This is a genomic window from Nostoc parmelioides FACHB-3921, from assembly GCF_014696625.1.
Taxonomy (GTDB): domain Bacteria; phylum Cyanobacteriota; class Cyanobacteriia; order Cyanobacteriales; family Nostocaceae; genus Trichormus; species Trichormus parmelioides.
The window spans coordinates 14,127-40,700 of record NZ_JACJQL010000001.1; the positions used below are offsets into that span (position 1 = coordinate 14,127).

Annotated in this window: 13 protein-coding genes; 4 read left to right on the forward strand and 9 right to left on the reverse strand. The window is 43.4% G+C overall.

Translation table 11 applies throughout. The features are described 5' to 3' along the window. Positions 1-169 precede the first annotated feature (169 nt). The 3 genes from H6G14_RS00055 to rbsK form a co-directional block, all read right to left on the reverse strand. Entirely contained in the window at positions 170-2,017 is a 1,848-nt protein-coding gene (locus H6G14_RS00055) for a vWA domain-containing protein (RefSeq protein ID WP_190565134.1), read from the reverse strand. A gap of 169 nt (positions 2,018-2,186) precedes the next feature. Continuing rightward, positions 2,187-2,792 carry a DUF4360 domain-containing protein gene (locus H6G14_RS00060; RefSeq protein ID WP_190565135.1) on the reverse strand — a complete coding sequence of 202 codons (606 nt, stop codon included), beginning with the start codon at positions 2,790-2,792 and terminating at the stop codon, positions 2,187-2,189. Between the two features lie 97 nt (positions 2,793-2,889). Beyond that, positions 2,890-3,813, reverse strand: a complete 924-nt coding sequence (gene rbsK, locus H6G14_RS00065; protein WP_190565136.1) for a ribokinase — start codon at positions 3,811-3,813, stop codon at positions 2,890-2,892. A gap of 206 nt (positions 3,814-4,019) precedes the next feature. Here rbsK and H6G14_RS00070 point away from each other — a divergent pair, with 206 nt between their 5' ends. The 3 genes from H6G14_RS00070 to H6G14_RS00080 all read left to right on the forward strand — a co-directional run bounded on the left by H6G14_RS00070 (position 4,020) and on the right by H6G14_RS00080 (position 9,200). Next, positions 4,020-6,479, forward strand: coding sequence for a dynamin-like GTPase family protein (locus H6G14_RS00070; RefSeq protein ID WP_190565137.1), 2,460 nt, complete (start codon positions 4,020-4,022; stop codon positions 6,477-6,479). A 624-nt stretch (positions 6,480-7,103) separates the two neighbouring features. Next, positions 7,104-8,891 (forward strand): aspartate--tRNA ligase, encoded by a 1,788-nt coding sequence (aspS, locus tag H6G14_RS00075; protein ID WP_190565138.1) that lies wholly within the window; start codon positions 7,104-7,106, stop codon positions 8,889-8,891. Positions 8,892-8,990: 99 nt separating this feature from the next. Continuing rightward, on the forward strand, positions 8,991-9,200 hold the full coding sequence (locus tag H6G14_RS00080) for a hypothetical protein (protein WP_190565139.1): 210 nt from the start codon (positions 8,991-8,993) through the stop codon (positions 9,198-9,200). A 200-nt stretch (positions 9,201-9,400) separates the two neighbouring features. On the opposite strand, the gene H6G14_RS00085 is transcribed toward H6G14_RS00080, so the two are convergent. The 4 genes from H6G14_RS00085 to H6G14_RS00100 form a co-directional block, all read right to left on the reverse strand. After that, the gene (locus H6G14_RS00085; RefSeq protein ID WP_190565140.1) at positions 9,401-10,594 is read right to left on the reverse strand and encodes an MFS transporter; all 1,194 of its coding nucleotides are present in this window, start codon (positions 10,592-10,594) and stop codon (positions 9,401-9,403) included. Positions 10,595-10,691: 97 nt separating this feature from the next. Then, on the reverse strand, positions 10,692-12,497 hold the full coding sequence (gene modB / locus H6G14_RS00090; protein ID WP_190565141.1) for a molybdate ABC transporter permease subunit: 1,806 nt from the start codon (positions 12,495-12,497) through the stop codon (positions 10,692-10,694). A 250-nt stretch (positions 12,498-12,747) separates the two neighbouring features. Next, on the reverse strand, positions 12,748-13,671 hold the full coding sequence (gene murQ / locus H6G14_RS00095; RefSeq protein WP_190565142.1) for an N-acetylmuramic acid 6-phosphate etherase: 924 nt from the start codon (positions 13,669-13,671) through the stop codon (positions 12,748-12,750). Positions 13,672-13,763: 92 nt separating this feature from the next. Next, complete coding sequence (locus tag H6G14_RS00100; RefSeq protein ID WP_190565143.1) at positions 13,764-14,198, reverse strand: DUF3110 domain-containing protein; 435 nt, start codon at positions 14,196-14,198, stop codon at positions 13,764-13,766. A 325-nt stretch (positions 14,199-14,523) separates the two neighbouring features. On the opposite strand from H6G14_RS00100, the gene H6G14_RS00105 reads away from it, so the two are divergent. Beyond that, the gene (locus H6G14_RS00105) at positions 14,524-20,670 is read left to right on the forward strand and encodes a translocation/assembly module TamB domain-containing protein (RefSeq protein WP_190565144.1); all 6,147 of its coding nucleotides are present in this window, start codon (positions 14,524-14,526) and stop codon (positions 20,668-20,670) included. Positions 20,671-20,718: 48 nt separating this feature from the next. Here H6G14_RS00105 and H6G14_RS00110 read toward each other — a convergent pair whose 3' ends face one another. Continuing rightward, positions 20,719-21,102 (reverse strand): response regulator, encoded by a 384-nt coding sequence (locus tag H6G14_RS00110; RefSeq protein ID WP_190565145.1) that lies wholly within the window; start codon positions 21,100-21,102, stop codon positions 20,719-20,721. Positions 21,103-21,426: 324 nt separating this feature from the next. Then, complete coding sequence (locus H6G14_RS00115; protein ID WP_190565146.1) at positions 21,427-26,331, reverse strand: response regulator; 4,905 nt, start codon at positions 26,329-26,331, stop codon at positions 21,427-21,429. Between the last annotated feature and the right edge of the window lie 243 nt (positions 26,332-26,574).

Sequence of the window (26,574 nt, forward strand, 5' to 3'; positions counted from 1 at the left end):
AATTCAAAATACCCTACGGGAAGCTAAAGCTACAAAATACCCTACGGGAAGGCTACGCCAACAAAATTCAAAATAAATGTTTGAAACCCTTACACCCTTACACCCCTACACCCAGTCTCAACAGAAAATCTGGGTGCGTAAGTCTTATGTTTCCAACTCTTAACTTAATTTAGTTAGTGATATTTGGTTGTAAAAATCGCTTAATCTCACCAGAAGCAATATAAGATTTGCCATCGGGTGCTGTCTTCACTTCCTCAACGACATAAAGCATTCCTTCCTCACGAATTGAACGAGGAAAACGCATATTCCAATCCGGTTCATATCCGTCGGAAACTACCCTAGCGCGCAACTTGCTGCCATCTTTGACGCATTGAATGAGAACACCATGATCTATGGTATCAGTGGTGGGAAGATCGGCCGCAGTGGCTGGGGCTTTGGAGGCTTTACTTGTGCTAGTTGACCTCGATTGTCTAGGAGCAACAAAAATATCTGTTTCGCCAGGTTTGGCAAAACGGCTGACTTTGCCGACTACACGGTAGAAAGAGCCATTGCTTGACAATTCTAGTCCTTCAACAATATACCGCGCTCCTTCAGCACGAATGGAACGGGGAAATTGAACATTTTTAGTTTGGTCGTAACCATCAGATATAACTTTAATCCGCAGTTTACCGCCTTCACGGACGCAAGCAAGTTCCACTCCAGTACCGATTTCATTGACAACCGGCATTGCGTATACTTCATCGCCAGCAGTGACACCTCGCCCCGCCAAATCACCGCGATTACGCGTCATTGTCTGATAACTTTGATCCCGCAGTTCTTTCCGCCCGGCGTTACCTAGAGCTTGTTGTGCAATTCGACCTGCGAAATACTCCAGCTGATCAATCTCTTCGGCAATTTCAAAATTCTCATTTAAGCCTTGGTCTCGGAGATACTGCACCAAATCACGGAGGGTTTTTTCCGCAGCTTGATGTTGACCATGTTCTGCTAATTCGAGGGCTGTTTCTTTAGCTTTGGCGATCGTCAGGCGGCTGAGGTCAAGGATAATATGACTGGAAGAGGCTAACGCTGATTCCTCGATTGTCCCAACTTTGGCGATGACATCTGTTGTTCCGGAAACGCTTTGAATAACGTCATTCTGCACTACATCAGCACTGTAATGCAGCTTCATCACTGGTAAATTACCTACTTGAGCAGAAGATATCATCAAACTCAAACCCAGAAGTTTATCTTCTCCCTCGTAAAGCTCCCCCAAGGTAATCACAGGTTGACCAGCTTCATTTTGGCTAACTTTCGCAAGACTTAAAGTATCAACCAGAGTGATACCATCAGCTAACTCTAGTGTTACTTTCAAGTTTTGACCTACCACAGCTCTAAGACTATCCAGTTCAATGCTAAAAACTTCTGCTGCTTCATCAATGCTTTGAATGAAGTAGAAGTTGCCATTAGCAGCTCTCGCCATCCCAATTAGTAGATCCTCATTGAAACCTTGAGCAAACCCCAAAGTAGTTGTAGTAATCCCTTCCTCAGCTTTTTGGGCCGATGTGGCTGTGAGTATCTTTGGGTCTTGAATACCCATATTGGCGTGACCATCAGTCAGCAGCAGTACACGATTAATTTTTTGCGGATCAAGTTGATTCTTGACATACTCACAGCCCTTAAGCCATCCTCCCGATAAGTTAGTAATACCACCTGCCCTCACCTGACGGATGGACTTTTTGAGCGCAGGTTTGTCAGTTACAGGTTGGGGTGAAACAACCGTATCTACCGCATCATCGTAAACTACCACTGAGAGAATATCTTTTGGCTCAAGTTGATCTACCACAGATTCAGCCGCCTTGAGGGCATGATGTAAAGCTGCACCTGCCATAGAACCTGAGCGGTCAATTACAAGGGAAAGGTTAAGGTTGCGTCGGGGAGATTCGGGTATTTCCGCACGAAAACGCAGTAGGATATTAGCCTTTAATGAAAATCCGGCAGGTAAAATAGGTTGGTCGAATTCATAACTTGTTTTTACCATTTCATTTTCCCCTGTGAGTTATTTGTCATCAGCCGCAACCCTGATGATGTTTCAACACTAAGTGTTGCGATTAGTGTACCCAGGATGTTTTCATGACTTAGGGTATAAAAAACCCAGCCTGACATTTTGGCAAAGCTAAGAGTTTCTTAACTCCTAGCTTTGGAAAAACCTAACGGCACTGACGATATTTAACGTGATAAACCAAGCCACGGTGAGCCAGGTCAAAAGAGTCAACAGTTGCCATCCCTTGGCCACTAGCAGTCATTGCAGCATTCACACGCATATTTACACTGTCACCACAACGTGACCAGACATTACCCACAGTAACTAATTTATCTCGGACGTTGTAGTCAGTTTCGCCTCTAAATGTTCTGGAGAAAACTGGCCCGCGCTGACCAGCAAAAAAGTACTCTGCTCTTAGTCTCCCAGTGGTGCCAGGAGCAACATAGCCCCGATAATCAGCATCATAAAGGGAAATTTGAAAGCCTTGGGGTACTTTAATCGGAATGCTCATATTACAGCTTTTGCGACGTTCTGCTGCCTTATTGCCTAGAGCAATAAATTGATCAAATAGAATACTTAACTCTTGACCATCAGGGCTAACATTCACACTAGCAGACCCATCGGGGCAACCGTTACCACCATATTCTGCGCCTAAAATTTCAACTTTGTTGTTAGCAAGGGCAGGGCCGACAGAAGCCATGATCATTGTGGACGCGGCTAGAAAAGCTTTTACGAAGTTGATAGATGTTTTTGTGAAGTTTTGATTAGTCATAAATCTACTCTCCTGTATGGAGTATCTTGAATAGCTTTAAATTCAAGTGTAATCCGAAGAATTTCGGAAACTTCGAGTATAAGAAACTTCACAAAAGTCACAAACCTCTTTCCTTGAGGAAAGCCTCAAGTGTCAACTTGTCAGGTAACGAAGTTTGTGCGCCCAATTTTGTTGCGGCTAAAGCACCTGCTGCCGCACCCCAAACAACTGCCTGATGTAAGGAAAGCCCAGAATAAAGTGCTGTTGCCAAACCACCATTAAAGGCATCACCAGCCGCTACAGTATCAACTGTATCCACAAAGAAGGCTGGGACAAAAAAGGTATCTTTGTCTGTGGCGCAAACAACACCTTTAGCGCCCAGTTTAACGATCGCACTTTTCACACCTTTTTGCAATAACGCTCTGGCTGCCTTTAGCGCTGTATCTTCCCCGTCTACAGGAAAGCCCACAAGTTGTCCGGCTTCTACTTCATTGGGGGTAATGATATCAACCAAGGGGTAAAGTTCTGCTGGTAAATCTGATAGTGCAGGTGCGGGATCTAAAATTACTGTGATATTCTTACTTCTTGCTGCTTGGGCAGCTGCGATAACGGCGGGTACAGGAATTTCTAATTGTAATAGCAGGGCTGTAGCTGTGGGTAATATGTGTGATAGTCGTTCTACATCTGATTGATTGACTCGTCCGTTAGCACCAGGAATAACAACTATTTGATTTTCACCATCATGAGCGACGGTAATCATCGCCACTCCAGAACTGGTAGTTTCATCTACAAAAATATTGTCAGTTCGTACGCCAGCATTTTGCAGATTTTCCATCAGTTCTGTACCAAAACCATGTGCGCCAACACGTCCCACCATTTGGGTAGGAACTCCCAGTTTGGCTACTGCTACAGCTTGGTTTGCACCTTTACCCCCAGGAACCTTGAAAAAGTCTTCTCCCAGTAAGGTTTCTCCTGCAATTGGTAACTTGGGTGCTGTGGCAACTAAATCTATATTGATGCTACCGAAGACGATAATGCTCATAAGAATGATTTTTATTGATCATCATAAATCTTACGCTCTGGGTCATAACTAATAAGTGATGATGCTTTATTTCTACTTTTACCAATTACTCATTCCCAAAGTATTATTAGCCATACCAATTCTCAATTAAATTCAGTATGTATTAATACTGAACTTTTAGTATAAAGTTTTTGTTAGGTTTTACATAGAAGCTTATAGGTGCTTTTATGTCGGGTATGCCTTCGCAGTGTCATAATCTAAAAGATCAAGTTGAGTCTATATTGCAGCTTTTACAGCAGGAATTATCTTTGCGATCGCAAGATATCACATCTGTACAAACTTCTCTAGGTAAGGCGATTTCTCCCAAGTTTGAAATTGTGTTTGCTGGTGCATTTAGTGCAGGTAAGTCTATGCTGATTAATGCACTATTAGAACGGGAATTGTTATACAGTGCAGAAGGACACGCCACAGGTACAGAGTGCAAAATTGAGTATGCAGAATTAGATAAAGAACGGGTAGTTTTAACTTTTTTAAGTGAGGTAGAAATTCGGGAACAAGCAAACTCTCTGTGTCAACAGTTGGGATTTACGACAGCAGTTAATATTAATCAAGCTGAAGTGGTTAGCTTATTACATCAAGGATGTGAAGCGATTATTCAGCAAGAGGGTGGTGAGAGTAAATCAGAACGTGCCAAGCAAGCTAAAGCATTAATACTTTTACTACAAGGATATGAGGCGAATCGACAACATATTCATACAGTAAATAATGCTACATATTCGATGGAACATTTTAATTTTTCCAACCTGAAAGAGGCGGCTGGATATGCGCGTCGTGGTAGTAATAGTGCCGTATTAAAACAGATTGAATACTTTTGCAACCATCCGCTTTTGCAAGATGGAAACGTGATTATTGACACCCCAGGGATTGATGCACCAGTGGAAAAGGATGCACAACTAACCTACGCCAAGATACAACATCCTGATACTTCGGCGGTGGTGTGTGTGCTGAAACCTGCTTCGGCGGGTGATATGACGAAAGAGGAAACAGAACTGTTAGAAAAGATGCGGCAAAATGGAGGAATACGCGATCGCGTGTTTTATGTCTTCAATCGCATCGACGAAACTTGGTACAATACCCAGTTAAGGCAACGCTTGGATAATTTAATCAACGCACAATTCCGGGACACAAGCCGGGTTTATAAAACCAGTGGGTTACTCGGTTTTTATGGGAGTCAGATTAAACAGACAAGTACTCAAGATAGATTTGGTTTAGATTCTATCTTTGGAGAAAGTGCCAAAGGTGCAAATGGTAATGAGGAAACACCACAATTTGTTTACGCCTTTAATAACTACTGTGTCAGTTCTGGTAAATTAGCCTCTAGTAATTTTCGGATTTCTCTCAATGGTTTTGAAACACCGAATCAAAACTATGTGCGGATTTTAGCTGAACAAGGAACACCTTTAATTAATCAGTTAATTCAAGATAGTGGGATTGAAGAATTTCGCACAGCTATCACACGTTATCTGACTGAAGAAAAGCATCCCCAGCTTTTTAAAAATCTTGCTGATGATTTAGAAGATATTTGTATTAACCTGAAAAAACATTATCAGACTGTACATCGTGACTTAGATAGTCAGCCTCGTGAAATTGAGATGATGAAGGCGCAGGAATTACAATATCTCAATCAGCAATTGCAACAAGTTGGTAAAGATTACAACCTACACATAACAGAAGAAGTTAATAATGTAATTAATCATGTTTGTGATGGATTTGAGGCAGATTTTCGCCAATTGCAATCACGGATGATTCGTCGTTTAGATGAATTGTTGGATACATTTTCCGTCGCTGATGCTTATCGTCGTGCTACTCTGAGTCATCCGCGTAATGCTACTGCGCCATTACTGGCAATTTTAGTAGAGGCGTTTTATTATTTGGCGAACCAATTAGAGGATATCTTAGTAGATTCATCTCAGGAACTAATGACTAATCTTTTCCAAAGGTTGATGGAGAAGATTCGTAAATCAGAATATTATCGCCAGTTGTATCGTTTGCTGGGTAACGATGCGGGGATTGAACAAGAACTCAAAGCTTTAGAAAAACGTGTGACTCAATCTTTAGTAGATGCAGCTAGTGTAGAATGCGATCGCTTTGTTAGAGAAAGTCCCAGTTTTTATGATGAAAATACTTTTTCTATATATCAATTCCGTCAAACCTTGCTGCAAACATCTCAAAGTTATGACAGCGAAAGTATGGTAGAAGCAGAGCCAGCAATTAGGCAATTATTAAAGTTAGATTTTGAGCCAAAGGTTTCTCATACTATTCGCAAAACATTCCGTCAAACTATTAACCAAATCCTCAAAACTCAATTGTTGCCAATGGCGAAACAGCAAGGAGATGAGATTTTACAACAGTACCCACAAGCGAGAGTTTATTTAGAAGACAAATTGCAACAAGAAGCGGAGGAGAAGATTAATAATAATAACCGCTTACTTGGTGTCGTGGAAGGAAAAGTAGATGTGTATAATACGGCGATTGCTAATATTAACAATTGTTTACAAGCGATGCAATTATATGACCATTTATTACCTTTAATTAATCTGGGCGAGTTAACAGTTGTTGAGCAGATTGCAGCTAGTAATGGTGTGATTGTCTCTGACGGGTTATTAGATGGAGTGGCGCAGGTTTAGGAATTAGGTGATTTTGAAGTCCGCCTGTGCGGACTTTTTTTGATTATAGTTGTTGTGAAATATTCTACTTTTAACTTATACCAATTCAGTTAATGATTGCAATACATCCTTGGGTTAAGAAGACGCGATGAATCGCGTCTCTACAAATGGTTTATTTGTCGCATTCTTTTTTCAAATTGGTATTACACAATCCATCTTGATACCTTTTCTTAATGAAGATGTGCTTTATTCTGGACTTTAGAGACTTTGTATCTAACGTCTCTACATCATTTATTGGTTGCAACTTCATAGAGAATTTGTATGAGCGTTGTTGATACTTGATTGCCACCGACTATATGATCAGCTTTTGAAAGGGATGATGTAGCAAAGCCAGGGTAGGGGCGATCGCATCAAACTGTTTAGTAGCTCTATAATTTTTACCTGAACAAGAACAGGCTGAAGTATTAGAGTTTGTGGGTATGCAGAGGATTTCTGGTAAAAATATACTCAGGTGTATTAAGGTTATAGAATGTCGCGTAATGAGATTATGCCAACTGTTCTTCAATTAGATACGATTGATGCTAGATAATGGGAAGGCTTTGGCATTCACTAGCAAATCTAGCCCGGAAGAACAAATTAACAACTATGCGAACTCACTATTGCGGCGAACTCCGACAAAAGGATATTGGAGAAACTGTTACCTTATATGGATGGGTAGACCGTCGCCGCGATCATGGGGGCGTGATATTCTTGGATTTACGCGATCGCTCTGGCATTGTCCAAGTTGTCAGCGATCCGCAACGCACCCCAGATTCCTACGAACTGGCTAACTCTCTACGTAATGAATACGTTGTGGAAATTACTGGTAGGGTAACACAACGTCCAGAAGAATCACTGAATAGCCGCATCCCGACTGGGGAAGTGGAAATCTACGCTGATAAGATTGAACTACTCAATGGGGTGCGGAAACAGTTACCCTTTCAAGTTTCTACAGCCGATACTGAGACGGTGAGGGAAGACTTACGGCTGAAATATCGTTACTTGGACTTGCGGCGCGATCGCATGGCGCGTAACATACAACTACGTCATCAAGTGGTGAAAGCGATGCGTCGTTATTTGGAAGACGTAGAAGGTTTCATCGAAGTGGAAACCCCAATTCTCACCCGTTCCACCCCCGAAGGCGCGCGGGATTATGTGCTACCTAGCCGCGTCAATCCTGGTGAATGGTTTGCTTTACCCCAATCACCACAACTATTTAAACAGATCCTCATGGTATCTGGGTTAGATAGATATTATCAAATTGCGCGATGCTTCCGCGATGAGGACTTACGCGCCGACAGACAGCCAGAATTTACGCAGTTAGACATGGAAATGAGTTTCATGTCTGAGGAAGAGATTATCGAACTGAACGAAAAGTTAGTTAGCTATATCTTCAAAACCGTTAAAGGCGTTGAGTTACCGCTTCCGTTCCCCCGTCTCACCTACGCCGAAGCAATGGAACGTTACGGTTGTGATAAACCAGATACCCGCTACGATTTACAACTGGTTAATGTTTCCGATGTCATGAAAGACTCTGGTTTCAAAGTCTTTCGGGATGCTGTCGCCAATGGTGGTATCGTCAAAATTCTGCCAATTCCCAACGGTAACGAGCAAATTTCTAACGTGCGGATTAAACCGGGTGGGGATTTATTCAGAGAAGCCAGCGAAGCCGGTGCAAAAGGTTTGGCTTACATCCGTGTGCGGGAAGATGGGGAAATTGACACCATCGGCGCAATTAAAGATAACCTCTCAGAAGAGCAGAAACAGGAAATCTTGCAGCGCACAGGTGCAAAACCAGGACATTTGTTACTGTTTGGTGCTGGTGATGCGGCTACCGTAAATAAAACCTTGGATAGATTGCGGCAAGCGATCGCCAAAGAATTTGGTTTAATTGATCCAGATAAAATCAATTTGCTCTGGGTTGTCGATTTCCCCATGTTTGAGTGGAATGCAGACGAGAAACGCCTAGAAGCACTACACCACCCATTTACCGCACCCCACCCTGATGATTTGCATGACTTAAAAACTGCCCGCGCTCAAGCTTATGATTTAGTATTCAACGGTTTTGAAGTTGGTGGCGGTAGTCGGCGGATTTATCAACGGGAAGTCCAAGAACAGGTATTTGAAACCATTGGTTTATCTCCCGAAGAAGCCCAAAATAAATTCGGTTTCCTGTTGGAGGCGTTTGAATATGGTACACCGCCACACGGTGGTATCGCCTACGGTTTAGACCGATTGGTGATGTTGTTTGCTGGGGAAGAATCGATTCGAGATGTTATTGCTTTTCCGAAGACACAGCAAGCACGTTGTTTGTTGACAGATGCACCTTCTGGTGTAGATGTCAAGCAGTTGAAGGAATTACACGTTGCTTCGACTTATAAGCCGAAGTCTTAGGGATGAGAAATAAGATACCTGGATTTTTGAAAGTTCGGGTATCTTATTTTTAACGCGGAGGTTCGCGGAGGGTAAGAGTTTGAAAGTTGGAGTTATGCAATGTCATCCACCGCAATTACGACAGTTATCAAAATGATGGAGTCTCTACCTGTAGAGATTCAGGCGCAAGTTGCAGAACATCTTCGAGAGTATATTAGCGATTTACAAGATGAAGCACGATGGGAACAATCGTTTCAGAAAACACAAGCCAACCTGGTTGCTGCGGCTCGTCGTGCTAGAGAAGAAATGCGTAAGGGTGTAAAGGTATAGGAGGGGTGTAAGGGTTTTTGGCGTTGCTGATTGGTGGGATGATTTTTGTCGGGCTACGCCCCACCAACGCTAACACGCAAAGGCGCAAAGGCGCAAAGAATAACTATTTTGCTGTGTACAAAAGTCCCAATTCATCCCGCATTTATGCAACGCCGGGTTTTTAACTCAGTCCCCAATCCCCAATCCCCAGTCCCCAGTCCTTAAGACGCTTGATTTGTGATAGTTGTAGGGGAATCATCGGCTTTTAGTTTCACCCAAACGAAGAAGGGAATTGCTAAAAGCTGGGTTGCAGAGGAGAAGACGATCAATGTAGTGATGGAATGATCGTATAGAATCCCCATGAGAGCGCTGCCTAAGAACCAGGATAGACCGTAGCCAGTGCTGAAAATGCCGTAGGCGGTGGCGCGTTTATGTTTGGGAACCATACCGGCGATCGCCGCTTTTAAGATGGATTCTTGCGCTCCCATACCAATTCCCCAAAATGCTATGCCTAAAAGTGCTAGATGGGTATCGCCTAAAAATACCAGTGGGGCAAATAAACATGAGATAAAAGCCGCGATAATTAAGATAGAAATGCCTAGTCGGTCAAATAGGTAGCCAAATATTAAGGCAGCGATCGCATCTACACCCATCGCCAAGGCATAAAACAGAGGTATTGTCTCTCCTGTAGCAATGGCTGATTTTTGAAAATGGAAGGCAATTAAGGGAAAATCTGCATATCCGGCGGCAATAACGGCTACTGCACCTAAATAAATCCAAAATATGCGCGGTAATCCTTCTTGTTGTTTCTGTTCCTCGGTTTCTTCTTCAAAATCACTGGGATTGGGATAGAGAAATTGTAGTACTAACAACACCACCAATCCCAAAACCGCAGGTACAATCAAAATCGTAAAGGCGTGACGATACTCTCCCTGGAAATAGACCATTGCAGCCACAGCCAAAGGCCCCATAACTGCACCGGTCTGATCCATTGCCTCATGTAAACCAAAGCCAAAGCCTCTGCCAATTTGACTCGCACCGTGGGAAAGCAGCGCATCTCGTGGGGGAGTACGCACAGCCTTACCAGTACGTTCAGCCATCATCAAACCTGCGGCTGCTTCCCATCTTCCGGTTAAGGCTAACAATGGTACAACGGCAGTGTTTAAGATGTAACCTAAAGTTGTAATTCCCCAATATTTGCGTGACTGGTCGCTGAGATAACCAATCACTAAGCGTAAACCATAGCCAATCAACTCACCAAAACCAGCTACTAAGCCTACCACAGTGCCGCTAGCGCCTAAAACCTGTAAATAAGCCCCTGTGATACTGCGCGCCCCTTCATAGGTCGCATCGGCGCAAAGGCTCACGAAACCTAATAAGATGACAAACCTTAACGCGGCTGATTTCTGTGGCATACCATTCTTTGTAATTTACGGCTTCCATATTGAAACACTGAATTACAAAAAACAGTTGTTGATGAACTACAAAATTAGATTGTTTATGCTTTTAAATTTAATTCATGAGAATTAAGCGTAGTGGATCTAATGTGACATACCAAGGAAATGGTTTTTCTTTGATATTTAGCCATTTTTCTTTGAAGACTTCTGCTTGTAGGTTGTAATCTTGTGGGCTGTTGGCTGGGGAATGGAGTTTTAAAAATAATGTAATGCGATGGGGTGTTTCACTTGTCCGTACTAGCCAGCAGGGAAAGGTGTTTTCTTGGTTGGGGTCATTGGTAAAGGTTATTTGATGGGCGCGGATGCCGATGTGAGATAATTCGTTGGGAATTGGTGCAATAACTTTAAGATGACAACCCCAATCTATTGCTTCTATTTGTTGCGCTGATTCGACAATAGCATTGGAGAAGTTTTTACAGCCAGTGATTTGAGCCACACTCACAGTAGCGGGATGCTCAAAAATCTCATATTTAGAACCATAATGTACCGGGCTACCGTCCTCCAATACCAAGAGATTGGGGCAAATTCGGTAAGCTTCTTCCATGTTATGGGTGACAAATAAAGATACACCTTGGTAGTTTGTGAGGGTTTCCATCATTTGCTGTTCTAATTGACTCCGCAGGTGGGTATCAAGGGCAGAGAATGGCTCATCTAACAATAAAGCCTCTGGTTGACTGGCTAAAGCCCTAGCTAAAGCTACCCGTTGTTGCTGTCCTCCTGAAAGTTGGTGCGGATAGCGATCGCCTAATCCTTGTAACTGCATGGCGATCAGTTGTTCTTCTACCTGCACCCGCATACTGTTGTCTGATAGTTTTTTGGGTAAGCCAAAAGCAATGTTTTGCGCCACTGTCATGTGGGGAAACAGGGCGTAATTTTGGACTAAAAAACCGATGCGGCGATCGCGGCTAGGCAAATTAATTCCCTGTTCGGAATCAAATAATACCCTACCATTCAATACTATCCGCCCTCTTGTAGGTGTTTCAATCCCTGCAATACATCGCAGAATCATACTCTTACCGGCACCCGAACCCCCCAACAATCCCAAAGGTTGCTCATCGGTGGTGAAAGCAACTTTTAAATGAAAACTGGGCAGATGTTTTTCTATATCTACCAACAGTTCCACTTGAGAAGCAGGCGCAGACAACAAAACTACTTCATTCCCTTGCTCTTTTGTCTGTTTTGCTTGTCCCCCTCTTCCCTTCTTTTCCCTCACCTCTTGCCAAAAGTTAACAGCAATAATCCCCGATAGGGAAATCACCATAATCATAATTGCCCAAAACCAAGCCTCATTGGTCGCCCCCGCTTCCACTGCAAAATAAATCGCCATTGGGATTGTTTGCGTTTGTCCAGGGATATTCCCAGCCAACATTAACGTTGCACCAAATTCACCCAAGGCACGGGCAAAGGATAACATTGTCGCGGCTACAATCCCAGGGAATGCCAAAGGCAAACTGATACGCCAAAAGATAGTAGATTCACTAGCCCCCAAGGTTCTCGCTACCCGTAGTAAATTACCGTCAATCTGGGCAAAGGCTCCCAATGAGGTTTTATACATGAGAGGAAAAGAGACAATGGTCGCGGCGATCGCTGCCCCATACCATGTAAAAACTATACTGAAATCAAAAAGCCCCATCAGTTTCCCCATAGGGCCGTTTTTCCCGAAAAACAGCAGTAACAGAAAGCCAACAACAGTAGGAGGTAAAATCAAGGGAGCGACAAAGATACCTTCAATCAAGGATTTGCCTTTACCGCGATAACTCAACATCCAATAAGCAGCAGCAATACCTAAAAAGAAGGTGATGAATGTGGCAAGTAAGGATGTTTTGAGTGATATCCAAAGCGGCGACAAATCTAGTGGCATGGTGATATTTGTATAGAGTTCGTAATTCGTAATTACTTTGCGCTCAGAGTTTTATGAATTAGCAACAAATCTTGTAGTAATTAAGATTCCTCTTCTGGCTTCAAATAATAATCTACCAACTTTTTACGCAAAAGGTTGGTAGATGACAACAAATTACCGAATATACTTAAAAGTCAATGGTCAATAGTCAACATTGCAAGATTTTTGACTAATGACTAATGACAACTGACAACTGACAACTGACAACTAACTAATCACCTTGATTTTTATAACTAGTAACAGCTTCCCGAAGATTTCCTTGATGTGCTGATAAAAGCCGATCGCCTGCGTCTTTATCCAAACCAGTCCAGTGCATTACCAGCGCCAATTTTACCCACTTACCACTACGTTCTAATAAAAAACCAGCCGCTTCCCGACTTAAGCCGGTGAGGTCTTGCAAAATTCGCAAAGCGCGATCGCGTAATTTCTGATTTGTGACTGCTACATCCACCATCCGATTGCCGTAAACTTTGCCCAGCTTGACCATCACCCCAGTCGAGAGGATATTTAGCGTTAATTTGGTAACTGTACCGGCTTTGAGACGTGTGGAACCTGCCAATATTTCCGGCCCTGTTAACAGGCGAATGTCAATATCAGCTGTAAAACTCACTTGTTCAGCAGGTACACAAGCAATGAAAATTGTCAAGGCTCCCCGTTGACGAGCAGAGTTAATTGCACCGTGGACAAAAGGCGTTGTTCCACCAGCCGTAATACCAACAACAACATCTAACTGGGTAATATGACGTTGAGCGATCGCTGCGTCTCCATCTTCCGCCCGGTCTTCTAAATCTTCCGAACTGCGTACCAATGCACCCGCACCACCAGCAATAATTCCCTGTACCAACTCTGGGGGGGTACAAAAAGTTGGTGGACACTCAGCCGCATCTAACACGCCTAACCTACCACTGGTTCCAGCACCAACATAAAACAAGCGTCCCCCTTGACGCAGGCGATCGGCTGTCTGTTCAATCGCTGTCGCAATCTGGACTTTAGCCGCCGCCACCGCCTCCACAGTCTTGAGGTCTTCACTATTAAACAACTCCACCAATTCCAGAGAACTGAGTTGATCTAAGTTTTGACTGAGAGGATTGACTTGTTCGGTCAATAAATGCCCACGTTCCTGCAAATTTGCCATGTATTTTGATGTCCCCTGCCATTATGTAACTTAGTCCAGAATCTTCATGTACAGACGTTGCATGAAACGTCTCTAATGACTAAACGACTAAGTTACAACAATCCTTCCAATTTGCGACGAATATTTTCCAACTCAGTCTCAGAAAACTCCGAATCTTGAGCCGGTGGTACTAGGTCAGACTCAAAACTTTCGTCCTCAGTATCCTCGTCATCATACTGACCATCAGGTTGCCAGTCAGTTTCTTCCACGTTAATATCTGGGGGAATTACGAGGTCGCTATTTTCTGGGATTAATTCCCAATCATAATTAGCACTGGCGCAAAATTCCTTAACATCCTCAGCATCAATCGCCTCTACTGTGGGAGTGGGGAAATCCTGGGCTTCCAACATGAGGGCAAAACGGACAGCATCATCTTGGGATTCAAACATGAGAATTTTATTGCGGTCGCCCACACGAACGGTATGAATCCCCTCATTTTCCGTATTAGCGTTAAAAATTAAAACAAAAACCCGCATTGGCGTAATCATCTATATGTTCCGAGGTCTATTGATTAATTAAAGTTCTAGACCGTGTACCTGGGAAAGTCACAGCAATATTTTCACTTTAATTCAGATTTGACTGACAATATTAATGGTTTATTTTCCCGCATTGAGGATATGGGAGATGAAAAGGTATGGTAACAAGGAGCAAAAATTCTTAGTCCACAGCCCCTAGTCAATTTCACTCACCGAGTTGATCCGAATGTCAAAAGTCCTAATTGATTTGTATCCTGGTATTGGCATATAAACGCAAATGCCAAATAATGCTTGCAGTGCGTCAACCACCTCCAGCAAATAAAAGTAAATTCATACCATGAATAATCCTCCCAAGCAAAATCAAAGCCCACAAACCTCACGTAGGAGTCTATGGTTGCTGATTTTGAGTCGTGGCGGTATGGCAGTAGGTGGACTTTTAATTGTGGGTTTGATGGGAGGTGTTTGGCGTTTATGGACTTTCGTCCAAAAGGAATTAACACCGTTAGCGCAAGCAAGTCTGACTACAACTCTTAACCGTCCCGTACAACTGGGAAAAGTCACTAACTTTTCGTTAATTGGAGTACAGTTTGCGGCTTCGTCCATTCCTCCTACGCCTACAGACCCAGATAAGTTAACAGTGGATGCAGTGGAAGTGGATTTTAATCCACTGCTGTTAGTTTTTAATCGCCAGCTAAAACTAAATGTGACCTTAGTCAATCCTAATGTTTACATCGAACAGGATAATCAAGGACGCTGGATTACTACGACCATAGTGCCACCAGGTTCAGCAGGAGCGATTAAAACAGACTTAGATCATATCAATTTCCGTAATGGTAAGTTGTCGCTGCTACCACAGGTGAGGAATTTGGCAGTGGGTGAAGCTAAAACTACAACCCCCTCATCTTCTTTATACCCCCCTGCCTCCTGCCCCCAGCCCCCCTGCCTCCTGCCTCCATTAGAATTTTCGCAACTCAATGGAACGGCTCAAATACTGGAAAACAACCAGCTAATTAAGTTCTCAGCTAAAGGTATATCCGATAGCGGGGGCAGTGTGGAAATGGAGGGCGAAGTACGTCCTAAGACGACTGCGGCGAATATTCAAGTGCGAGGACAAGAATTACTGGCGGCGGATGTTAGTCGCTTGGTAAAGTTACCAGTGGGTCTAGAAGCCGGTAAAGTTAATGGTGATTTGCGAGTTGAATTATTACCAGGACAAACCCCTTTACTATATGGCAGTGCTGATTTGCACAAGGTGACAGTCCAAATTCCTCGCGCACCGCAAGTATTGACAAACACCCAAGCTAATGCTTATTTCCAAGGCACAGAAGTAAAATTAGAAAATGTGGTGGCTAACTATGGCAGCATCCCTCTAGTGGCGGCGGGGACAATCGACACCAAAGCAGGCTATAAGCTAGCAGGGCGTGTTAACTCAGTGAGTGTAGCCAATGCCCAAAACACACTCAAATTAAAATTCCCTGTACCGGTGGCTGGACAATTACAAGCTGATTTACAGGTAGTGGGAGCCGCAAATAAGCCTATTCTCTCAGGTATAGTTAGGACTATTAATACTGCCCGCATCGATAAAGTTGATTTTCAGAGTATTAGTAGTAAGTTTGAGTTTTCGCCCAACGACAACTTAGTTAGTTTGGCAGATGTCCAAGGCAAGACCACAACAGGCGGCACAATTACTGGTGGTGGCAGAATCTTAGTTGGGGAAAATGCCCAACTGAATCTGAATTTCACTGCCAGGAATGTAGCCGGAGATGCGATCGCCAAACTATACAATGCTAATACTCCATTTCAAATTGGTACTGTATCGGCTACGGCTCAAGTCACAGGTACGCCCACCAATGTCAGAACTTTAGTAAACTTTGCCGCACCGCAGGCAGCCTATCCCGCCACTGGGGAAGTGATTATCGGCGCTAATCGTAATATTAACTTTCGCAATGTGGCTGTGAAGGTTGCGGGTGGAACGGTGCGGGGTTATGGCAATTTTGCTAATGAACGTTGGCAAGCTGTAGCTAACGCTAACGGGGTGAATTTGGCACCATTTGTCAACCAAAATCAACTGAAAAATGTCTCCTTAGCAGGGGCGCAATTTAACGGTCGTTTAATTCTGGCTGGTACGGCTACACCCTTTCAAATTGCCAGCATTCGTACAGAAGGGGCAGGGGTGCAAATTGGTGGCGGGACAGTTGCAGTATCTAATATTCAACTGCAAGACCAGGCCTTTGCCGCCAAATTGGTGGCGAATAATGTCCGCCTAGCACGCATCCTGAAAAATGCGCCGCCAGCTTTAGCTAATCCTTTGGCTGGGACATTCCAAGTAGCCGGTAATAGAGAAAATTTTAGCCTCAAAACCTTACAAGCTACAGGTGATGCCCGCCTTAGTGTAGGTAGAGGAACAGTTACGGCCGGGAATATTCAATTAGCTAACAGTGTATATCAGGCACAAGTCCAAGCTAATAATGTCCCTGTGCAACGCTTGGCAACCTTACCACCCCAGTTTCAAGGCAACCTGACGGGGAAATTTGCTGTTACTGGTTCTGCTGAGTCCTTCAGTCCCCAATCTATCCAAGCCAGTGGTCAAGCACGGTTAAATGTTGGCAATGGTACGATTACCTCTTCCAACATTCAATTAGCTAACGGTAGATATCAGGCGCAAGTCCAAGCTAATAACGTCCCTGTACAAAATTTAGCCGCAGTACCACCAAAGTTGCAAGGTAATTTAACTGGACAATTCAATGTTGCTGGTTCCGTTGCACCCTTCAGTCCCCAATCTATCCAAGCCAGTGGTCAAGGGCGTTTAAATGTCGGCAATGGTACGATTACAGCTTCTAACCTACAATTAGCTAACGGTAGATATCAAGCACAAGTCCAAGCCAATAATGTCCCCGTACAACGTTTAGCAGCAGTACCGACCCAGTTGCAAGGTAATTTGAACGGGCAATTAAATCTGACTGGTTCTGTTGCACCCTTCAGTCCCCAATCTATCCAAGCCAGTGGTCAAGCACAGCTAAATGTTGGCAATGGCACAATTACAGCCGCCAACATCCGAGTTGCCAATGGTAACTATCAGGCGCAAGTCCAAGCCAATAACGTCCCTATACAACGTTTAGCTGCTGTACCGACCCAGTTGCAAGGTAATTTGAATGGACAATTTAATGTTGCTGGGTCTGCTGCATCTTTCAGTCCCCAATCTATTCAAGCCAGTGGTCAAGCACAACTACAAGTGGCGGGAGGGGGTACGATTAATGCGGCGAATATCCAACTGGCTAAAGGTCGTTATCAGACTGTAGTGGCGGCGACTGGGTTGCAGTTAAATCGTTTTAATCAACAGTTGCGGGGTCAATTTGCTGGCCAGTTGCAACTAGCAGGTAACTTGGGTTCGACGCGGTTAGCGGATGTGAGTGCTGCGGGTCAGGTACAATTAACTCAAGGCCTCCCCGGTGTTGAGCGTCCCCTGAATGCGGCGATCGCCTGGAATGGTGAAAGGTTAACAATTCAACAAGCTACAGCCCCCGGTTTAAATATCAATGGTGATATCTTAGCCAACGCTACCAAACCAGGCATACCAGAAATTACCGCCCTCAATCTCAACGTCCAAGCCCAGGACTTTAATCTACAACAGTTACCAGTCACCTTACCGAATCAAGTAGCTGTGACAGGCAGAGCAGATTTTAACGGTAAAGTTACAGGTAAATTGCCTTTGCCCAATGTTAACGGGCAACTCAGCTTAAAGGATTTAGTAGTCCAAAACATTGCTTTTGAACCTTTATTAACAGGTAGGATTCAATCTGGACAAGGATTAAACTTAAATTTAGCTGGGAATAGCGATCGCCTTGCCCTGAGTTTAGACAGTAATAATCGCCCCCAATCCTTCCTAGTACAGTGGCAACAAGCCTTAGCCTCAGGTCAAGTGAAAGGCAATGATTGGGCTGTGAAAGTTGCCAACTTCCCCTTAACGCTGTTCAACTTGTCACCACCCCCAAGTCTGCGTTTAGGTGCTGGGAGAGTAGCCGGGACAGTGACAGGGGATGTGCAGTTTAACCAGCGTACATTTGCGACTAACGTCAATTTGGCGATCGCTAATCCCGAAATTGGTAGAATTAAAGGCGATCGCTTCACAACCCAATTCCGCTACAGTGATGGTACAGCCACCCTCACCAGTAGCCAATTTATCAAAGGAAACAGTCGTTACGCCTTAGCTGGTAATTTTGGGCTAACCCCCAAAGGCCCCCGCATCCAAGGCAAGCTGAACGTTACTCAAGGTAACATCCAAGATGTGCTGACAGTAGCACAAATCTTTGATTTACAAGACTTCCAGCGTAATGGAGACGAACCCAACTACGGTACGGCCTCGGATCTCAAGACCTACGCCCAAGGTTTGCCTGATCAGTCTTTATTCGACCAAATCAAGCGCTTTTACGAAATTGATGCGATCATCGCAAAACAAGAAGAAGAACGTAATGCTTCACCCATACCAAACCTAGCAGATTTGCAAGGAACCTTTAACGGAGAAGTAGCTGTAGACACTGCCACTGCTAATGGTTTAGCAGTACAGTTCAATTTGAATGGTCAAAACTTTGTCTGGGGTAAGGAAGCAGAACCCAATCGTTTTTATCGTGCCGATAATATCATTGCTGAAGGTAGTTTTGCTGATGGGGTTTTGCAGCTGCGACCAGTGCGTATTGAGTCCGAGAATAGTCTGTTAGCCTTCACTGGTAATATAGGCGGGAACGAACAATCTGGACAACTGCGCGTCAATAACTTTCCCCTTCAGTTACTCAATAACTTCGTCAATCTCCCAGTCGGTGTGACGGGGAATCTTAGTGGGACAGCAGCTTTAGCAGGTAGTATTGCCAACCCTCAAGCCAGAGGAGAATGGCAAATCACTGAGGGTACACTCAACCAAAAACCCGTGGAATCAGCCACAGCTAGTTTTAGTTACGCTAATGGTCGCTTAAATTTTGGTAGTACAGTCGCTATTACTGGGCCGCAACCTGTGAATATTTCAGGTAGCATACCTTATCAGTTACCTTTTGCCTCCGTCGCCCCTGATAACAATCAAATCAGTTTGGATGTCAAAGTTGAAAATGAAGGATTGGCACTACTGAATCTGTTAAGTAATCAAGTAGCCTTTGAAGACGGTCAAGGTCAAATAGACTTGAAGGTAAGCGGAACCAGAGAACAGCCTATAGTCGAGGGTATTGCTACTATCCAAAAAGCTACTTTTGCGGCTCAAGCTTTACCAGAAAAAGTCAGAGATGTTACAGGTAGAGTCCGGTTTAATTTTGACCAAATATTAGTAGAAGGTCTGGAAGGTAAATTTAGTCGCGGACAAGTACAAGCGTCTGGAGCAATTCCTGTATTCGACAACAGTAGCGTCGCTATCGAAAATCCTCTCACTGTCAACCTTGAACAGTTAAAACTTAATCTCAAAGGCTTGTATCAAGGCGGTGCTAATGGAAATATTCAAGTTACTGGTTCTGCACTCAATCCTAGAATTGGCGGTAAGGTGGATTTGTATAGTGGTCAAATATTATTAGCAGAATCCAGTGATCTTAACCAACCTGCAAATAATGTTTCTGCATTATCACTAACGAAGTTTAACAAACAAGACACACCCATAACTACAACTGCCAACACGAGTTTCAACAATTTAGAACTGGAGTTAGGTAAAAACGTAGAAATTGCCCGTCCTCCCCTTCTCAGTTTCGCTGCTACGGGGAATCTCAAAGTTAATGGTTCTTTAGCTGATCCTGTACCTGTAGGCACTATTCGCTTAAGAAAAGGCGGGGTGAATTTATTTACAACTCAGTTTAACTTGACTCGTGGTTACGAACACACCGCCACTTTTAGAGCTAATCAACCCCGTGACCCCGATTTAGATATTCAACTACTGGCTAAAGTGCTAGAAGTGGTGCAGAACAGTGACCTAAACAGAGTTAATTCTGTAGGGTTAGGTGCTTTAGAAACTGTGAGAGTTGAAGCCAATATTAAAGGCCCAGCTAGCAGACTGAACGAAAGCTTGGAATTAAGAAGTAGTCCCTCCCGGAGTGAAACTGAATTAGTCGCCCTTTTAGGTGGTGGATTTGTTGATACTCAAGGACGTGGTGACAGTACCTTAGGTTTAATTAACATCGCCGGGTCAGCTGTTTTCGGTAACTTTCAATCTGCTTTTAATCAAATCGGTACTGCTTTTGGTTTAAGTGAATTGCGAATTTTCCCCACAGTGATTTCTGACAATCCAGAAGCTAGTAATAGTAATAGTAGTAGAGTTGGTTCCAGTATAGAATTGGCAGCTGAAGCGGGAGTAGATATTTCTAACAAGTTCTCTATTTCTAGCATCAAAATTTTAACGGCAAATGATCCTTTCCAGTGGGGTCTTAATTACCGTATCAATGATGAGTTTCGTATACGTGCTTCTACTAATTTAGAAGATGATAGTCGTGCAGTAATTGAGTATCAAAATAGGTTTTGAGAATTGGTAATTGGTAATTGGTAATTGGTTGGGCTTGACATCGGTAGTTCAGGTTAAACTCCAGCCAAGGGCGGTGGCTACTTGACCAGCTAATTCTAGCGGGTTGAAGGGTTTAGCGATCGCACTCACCATTCCCAACTGGGCGTAACGGCGACGATCAGAGGCTTGAATTTTGGCGGTTAATAAGATTACTGGTATTTCTTTGGTGACGGAATTGGCTTGCAGTTTCTCAAATGTAGCGATACCATCCATATCCGGCATCATCACATCTAATAAAATTGCATCTGGTTGGTAAGTCTCGGCTTTATTTATGCCTTCTTGTCCTGAACTGGCTGTGACAACTTCCCAGCCTGCTACTGTTTCTAAACAAATCTTGGCAACTTCTTGAATATACTGCTCGTTATCGACCACTAAAATTCGTTTATTGTTCATAATTTAAGTTAGTTATTAGTTATAGCTGTTGACGGTTAACGGTTGACTGTTGACAGACTTGAAAGCCTTGTCTTGTCAGAGTTTTATTGGGAGAAGTTAGGTTTAAAACCTCGCCCCTTGTGGGCGATAGCTCCCCTGCTCCCCTGCTTTTTTACCTGAGCTTGATGTCTTAATCTATCTGGCTACGGCTATATTAGTCATTAGTTCATAGTCAAAAGTGATTCTCCCTTATTCCCCAATCCCAAATCCCCAACTAAAGTCAAAAGTCAAAAGAAAAAATCTTTTACCTTTTTACTTTTTACTTTTTACTTTTTTCCCCAATCCCTAACCCCTAACATTTGTCTGCGTAATTCGCTGAAGTAGTTCAATTACCCGTTGTTCAAACTCCTTGGTTGTGACACGGCCTTTAGTTAAAAATTCTGTATGTCCTAGCTTGAGGCGTTTACGTTCTGATTCATCCAAGTCCTTAGCAGAGTAGACTACTACCGGAACATTACATAGGCGCTGGTGTTTCTGTAGCCAATCTACCACTGCAAAACCATCAGTTTCCGGCAAAATCAAATCGAGAATGAGTAAGTCAGGATTAACTTCTTGGCTGAGGTGGATGGCTTCCCGTCCGGTTTTGGCTGAGAAAGTTTCAATATCATGTCTTTCAAACAAGGTAACGAATAGTTCTGCCAAATCTGCGTCATCTTCAACTATAAGAATACGGACTCGCCCGGAAGATTTGGTGTAGGCGTAGCCTGTCGTAGACATTGCTTGTCTGAGAGAATGTAAAAGATTACTTTCTTGGACTGGCTTACTTACCCAATCAACAAAATCACTACTGGGTTGTTTATTTGTAGTCGGTTTGTACACACTGCAAATCACTATTGGGATATGTTTGGTTTCTGTACTTTCCTTCAACATAGCCATTGTTTCCCAACCATTCATCCCTGGCATGAGCAAATCTAGTACAATCACATCTGGATGTTGAGTTGACGCCGAGGCGATCGCTTCTTGTCCAGTAGCTACTGTGACTACTCGATATCCCCCTTGTTCTAAGAGTGACTGTAGTTCTGTGCGGATGAGTGGATCATCATCACAAACTAAAACTAGGGGGGAGTGGGTAGAAGAGATTGGAGAAGGTGCAGCCCCTTCTGGGGATAAGGGGTAATGGGGGAGAGAGTCGGCAAGTTCTGAATTTTGGGATATTGGTAAAATTGGTAAAGTAAAGTAAAAACTACTACCTTCACCCAAGACACTTTCTGCCCAGATGCGTCCGCCATGCTGCTGTACGATACTTTGGCAAATAGCTAAACCCAAACCAGTACCGTCATGGTTGCGTGAATCGGAAGAATCTACCTGTTGAAATCGCTCAAAAATACTATCAAGTTTGTCGGCGGGAATACCGCGTCCGTTATCTTTCACTGTCAGCAATAGTTCATCGCCGTATTGTTGTGCTAATAACCACACTGTTTTTTCCGCCGTCGAGAATTTAATTGCATTACTCAACAGGTTAGTTAATGTCTGCACAATCCGGTCTGGATCAACCCATAATTGGATTGATGGATGGGAAACTGATAATTTCACTCCAGCTTTATTAGCTAAAGGCTGCATAATACTAACTGCGGACTCTATCAAGTCGGTAAGGTTGCAACTTTCTCGCTCCATTTTTACCCTACCAGATTCGATGCGTTCTATATCTAATATGTCGTTAATCAAACGTACTAGGCGTTCTGTACTGTCAGTGGCAATTTCCAACAAACGTTTTCCCTGTTCTGAGTCGGCTGGTAATAAACCACTAGCCAGCATTCCTAAGGAACCATGAATAGAAGTTAAGGGGGTGCGGAGTTCATGACTGACAACAGAAACAAACTCATCTTTCATCCGTTCGATTTGTTTTCTTTCTGTAACATCACGTAAAATTACCGTATAAAATACTTCTTTGTCTAGTTGAAATTTGGAGATAGAAGCTTCAGCCGGGAATTCTGTTCCATCTTGACGACAACCAAATATTTCTCGCCGCTCTCCCATACGCCGCGCCAAGTTGGGAGCCTGCCCAAAATCAGCTACGTGTTGACGATGGGCCTGGGTGAAACGCTGGGGTATGAGTGTATCCAGGCGCTGTCCGATAATTTCCTCGGCAGAGTAGCCAAAAATTTTCTCTGCACCTTGATTAAATAAAGTTATTTGTTGGTTACCGTTAATAGAAATAATGGCATCATCAGCAATGTCTAAAATGCGTGCCAGTCGCACTTGGGATATGCGTAGTGCTTCTTCTATGCGCTGGCGTTCGTCGAGTTCTGATTGCAATTGTCGATTGACGTTGACTAACTCAGCAGTTCGTTCTGCTACTCTCAACTCCAGTTCGTTATTGACTTTTTGCAGAGTTGCTTCTATTCGCTTGCGGGAAGTAATATCTCTGACTATACCCAACATCCGCACGGCTTCGCCCATTTCGTTGTAGTAGAGTTTGCCTGTTCCTTCAATCCAGTGAATATCTCCATCTGGCGAAATGATGCGAAATTCATGACTGTAGTCGGTTTTTTGCTGGCGAGCAGAATTGATTACCTCTGCTAATCCTCCCCTGTCTTCAGGATAAATACAAGCTTGAAAGGCTTCATAAGTCCCATCAAATTTCCCTGATTCTATGCCAAATAATCGGGCGTGACCTTCAGACCAGATAATTTGGTTAGTAGTGATATTCCAGTCCCAAATGCCTAAGTTAACTGCTTCTAGGGTTAGGGAAAGACGTTCTTGACTTTCTCGTAGTGCTGCTTCGGCTATTTGGCGATCGCGCCGATTGCGTAATGCTACTATGCCATAAGCCACATCTGCTGTCAGTTCCTCTAAAAGTTTCACTTCATCACTATCAAAAGCATTCGCTTCCGCAGCGTAGATGTTCAAGGCACCAAAAGCTTGACCATTATTCATTAAAGGTAAAGAAATGGACGATGCGTAACCCCGATTATTAGCTTGACAGCGCCAAATTTCAAATCTAGGATCAGTCAAAATATTTTGAATAATGGCAGTTTTTCCGGTGCGAATTGCCGTTCCTGTCGGCCCTTGACCCCGGACTGTATCTGCCCAAGTAAGATTGAGAGATTGCAGATATCCTTGTTCATAACCGGCTTGAGCTACCGGATGAATACTTTTTTCAGCATCATTTTCTGCAAAAGCCACCCAAGCTAATCGATAGTTACCAACATCCACTAAAATTTGGCAAACTTTCTGCAATAACTCATTTTCATCTTGAGTACGTATCACTAATTGATTGCAGTCACTTAAAGTTTGCAAGGTGCGATTAATGCGTTTAATTTCCAGTTCTGCTTGTTTGTATTGGGTGACATCCCGTGTAATGGACAACTGCACCAAATTACCATCTGTTTCATTTCGCACGGGTACAGCGTGAGTCGCCATCCAGCGACGATTACCACGACAAGTGATAATTTCAAATTCCAGAGTTCCCTGTTGTCCTTGACAAACGCTTTCATTGAGTTGGCGAAACACCTGCTGATATTCAGGAACTACTAACGAATACACTCGCTTACCAATCACTGCACCAGCACTATCAGCTTCTATCGCTGCCACACCGGCTGGATTGATATCCAATAAAGTACCATCAGTAGCCACTATCATCACGCATTCTGGTTCAGCGTTAAAAATAGTGCGCCAATCTGTGAAGCTAGGGGATGGAGGAGAAATTTTTTCCCCTACACCCCTACTCTCACTCACCCTACGTAGTAATTTCACCCGTTCTAACCGATTGATAATTCGCGTTACTAGTTCAGGCCCCACAATGGGTTTGCTAACAAAGTCGTCAGCACCAACACTAAATACCTGATTGACAATTTCCCCGTCTTTGTGAACCGTCAGGAAGAGTATGGGCAATTCACTCCATTGGGGATCATTTCTCACCACCTGGCAGAGTTCTATACCATTGGTATAAGGCATCTCTACATCTAGAATTAACAGGTCTGGATTCACATCTCTTAAGGTTTCCCAGAATTGACGCGGATCATCTAAGGTAATTACTTGTAATCCCCAAGGATGAAGTAATGTTTGCAATATGGCAAGAATTTGCGGGTCGTCGTCTACTGCTAAGACTTTTGCTTCTGCTTGGGGAGGTTGTGGCTGGAGGATAGCTGCTGAAGTTGTTTCTGGTGATGCTGCTTGCGATTCATGTGCTGCAACCTCTTGCCTTAATAACTTGACCCAATTTTGCAAACTCTGAATCTCAGTTGGCGTTAATTTCTTACCAGATTTTAATAGTTGCTCAATTTTCCTAGCTAACTTCGACCCTTCAGGTAAACCAAAAGTCCCCAGTGAGCCGGCTAATGTGTGGGCTTCTCGTATTGCCTGTGAGTATAATTCTGAGTTTAAAGCTTCTTGGGTAAGCGTGATCATTTGCGATCGCTCAAAAGTCATCGCCGCTTGTTCCAATACCTTAACTTGCTCATCTACCCGCACGTAAAACCTTTGCCAAATACCAGCTATTGCAGTTAGTGTTTGCTGCTGAGATTTGCCTTTTGAAGTAGACTGTTTTACCTCCTCCTTGCTTCCTTGTTCCTCTTCCTGTGCTTTGAGGCGATAACCAATTCCATAGACTGTTTCTACTAAATCACCAGGCGCTCCCGCGTTACGCAATTTCATTCGCAAGCCCTTTATATGGGTGCGTACCGCTTCTTCCCCTGGAGTGTCTTCATAAGACCATATATGTTCTAATATCATGCTACAGCTAAACACTCGGCGGCTGTGACGCAAAAATAACTCCAAAAGTGCATATTCCTTGGGAGTTAGTGATAGTAAATTTTGATTGTACCTGACTTCACAACTACTGGGGTCAAGCTGCAAATTACCCCATTCTAGAATCGGCTGCGCTGTTGTACCTCCCCGACGTAATAAAGCCCGCACACGCGCCACTAACTCTTCTTCATCAAACGGTTTAACTACATAATCATCTGCACCTGCATCTAACCCAATCGCCTTTTCATGGCTACTATCACAACCAGTTAATAATAAAATTGGCATCTGCCGACCACTTGAGCGTATTTGCCGACAAAGGCTAATCCCATCCAATCTGGGTAGCATCACATCCAAAAGAATCAAATCATAATCGTAAGTTTGGATTAAATCCCAAGCGGTGATACCATCAGATCCTACTTCAACTGCATAGTTCTGATTGGTGAGAACGGCTGTCAGCGCATAAGCATTTAACTCGTCATCCTCGACAATTAAAATTTTCATATTATTAAGTTTACTAACGTTAATTATTGAATAGACTTAATAGATTAGGAAAGAAATCTTCTGGATTAGGGAACTCCAAAAAAGAAATTATTCCGTTGAAAGTTGTTGACCGTTGACTGTTAACTGTGAACCGTCAACGGTCAACAATCCCAATAAAATATTTTTTTACTTGGAAATCCTTTAAACCCAAATTAATAAAATTCTTGTACTTAAAACTATCTTAGTTTATAACTCTTATGAAAA

What these genes read in the sequence shown, in the direction of transcription:
- H6G14_RS00070 (WP_190565137.1), top strand. Translation starts at nt 4,020, where the DNA reads ATGTCGGGTATGCCTTCGCAGTGTCATAATCTAAAAGATCAAGTTGAG.
- murQ (WP_190565142.1), bottom strand. Translation starts at nt 13,671, where the DNA reads ATGGCAAATTTGCAGGAACGTGGGCATTTATTGACCGAACAAGTCAAT.
- rbsK (WP_190565136.1), bottom strand. Translation starts at nt 3,813, where the DNA reads ATGAGCATTATCGTCTTCGGTAGCATCAATATAGATTTAGTTGCCACA.
- H6G14_RS00060 (WP_190565135.1), bottom strand. Translation starts at nt 2,792, where the DNA reads ATGACTAATCAAAACTTCACAAAAACATCTATCAACTTCGTAAAAGCT.
- H6G14_RS00085 (WP_190565140.1), bottom strand. Translation starts at nt 10,594, where the DNA reads ATGCCACAGAAATCAGCCGCGTTAAGGTTTGTCATCTTATTAGGTTTC.
- modB (WP_190565141.1), bottom strand. Translation starts at nt 12,497, where the DNA reads ATGCCACTAGATTTGTCGCCGCTTTGGATATCACTCAAAACATCCTTA.
- H6G14_RS00080 (WP_190565139.1), top strand. Translation starts at nt 8,991, where the DNA reads ATGTCATCCACCGCAATTACGACAGTTATCAAAATGATGGAGTCTCTA.
- H6G14_RS00100 (WP_190565143.1), bottom strand. Translation starts at nt 14,198, where the DNA reads ATGATTACGCCAATGCGGGTTTTTGTTTTAATTTTTAACGCTAATACG.
- H6G14_RS00055 (WP_190565134.1), bottom strand. Translation starts at nt 2,017, where the DNA reads ATGGTAAAAACAAGTTATGAATTCGACCAACCTATTTTACCTGCCGGA.
- H6G14_RS00110 (WP_190565145.1), bottom strand. Translation starts at nt 21,102, where the DNA reads ATGAACAATAAACGAATTTTAGTGGTCGATAACGAGCAGTATATTCAA.
- H6G14_RS00115 (WP_190565146.1), bottom strand. Translation starts at nt 26,331, where the DNA reads ATGAAAATTTTAATTGTCGAGGATGACGAGTTAAATGCTTATGCGCTG.
- aspS (WP_190565138.1), top strand. Translation starts at nt 7,104, where the DNA reads ATGCGAACTCACTATTGCGGCGAACTCCGACAAAAGGATATTGGAGAA.
- H6G14_RS00105 (WP_190565144.1), top strand. Translation starts at nt 14,524, where the DNA reads ATGAATAATCCTCCCAAGCAAAATCAAAGCCCACAAACCTCACGTAGG.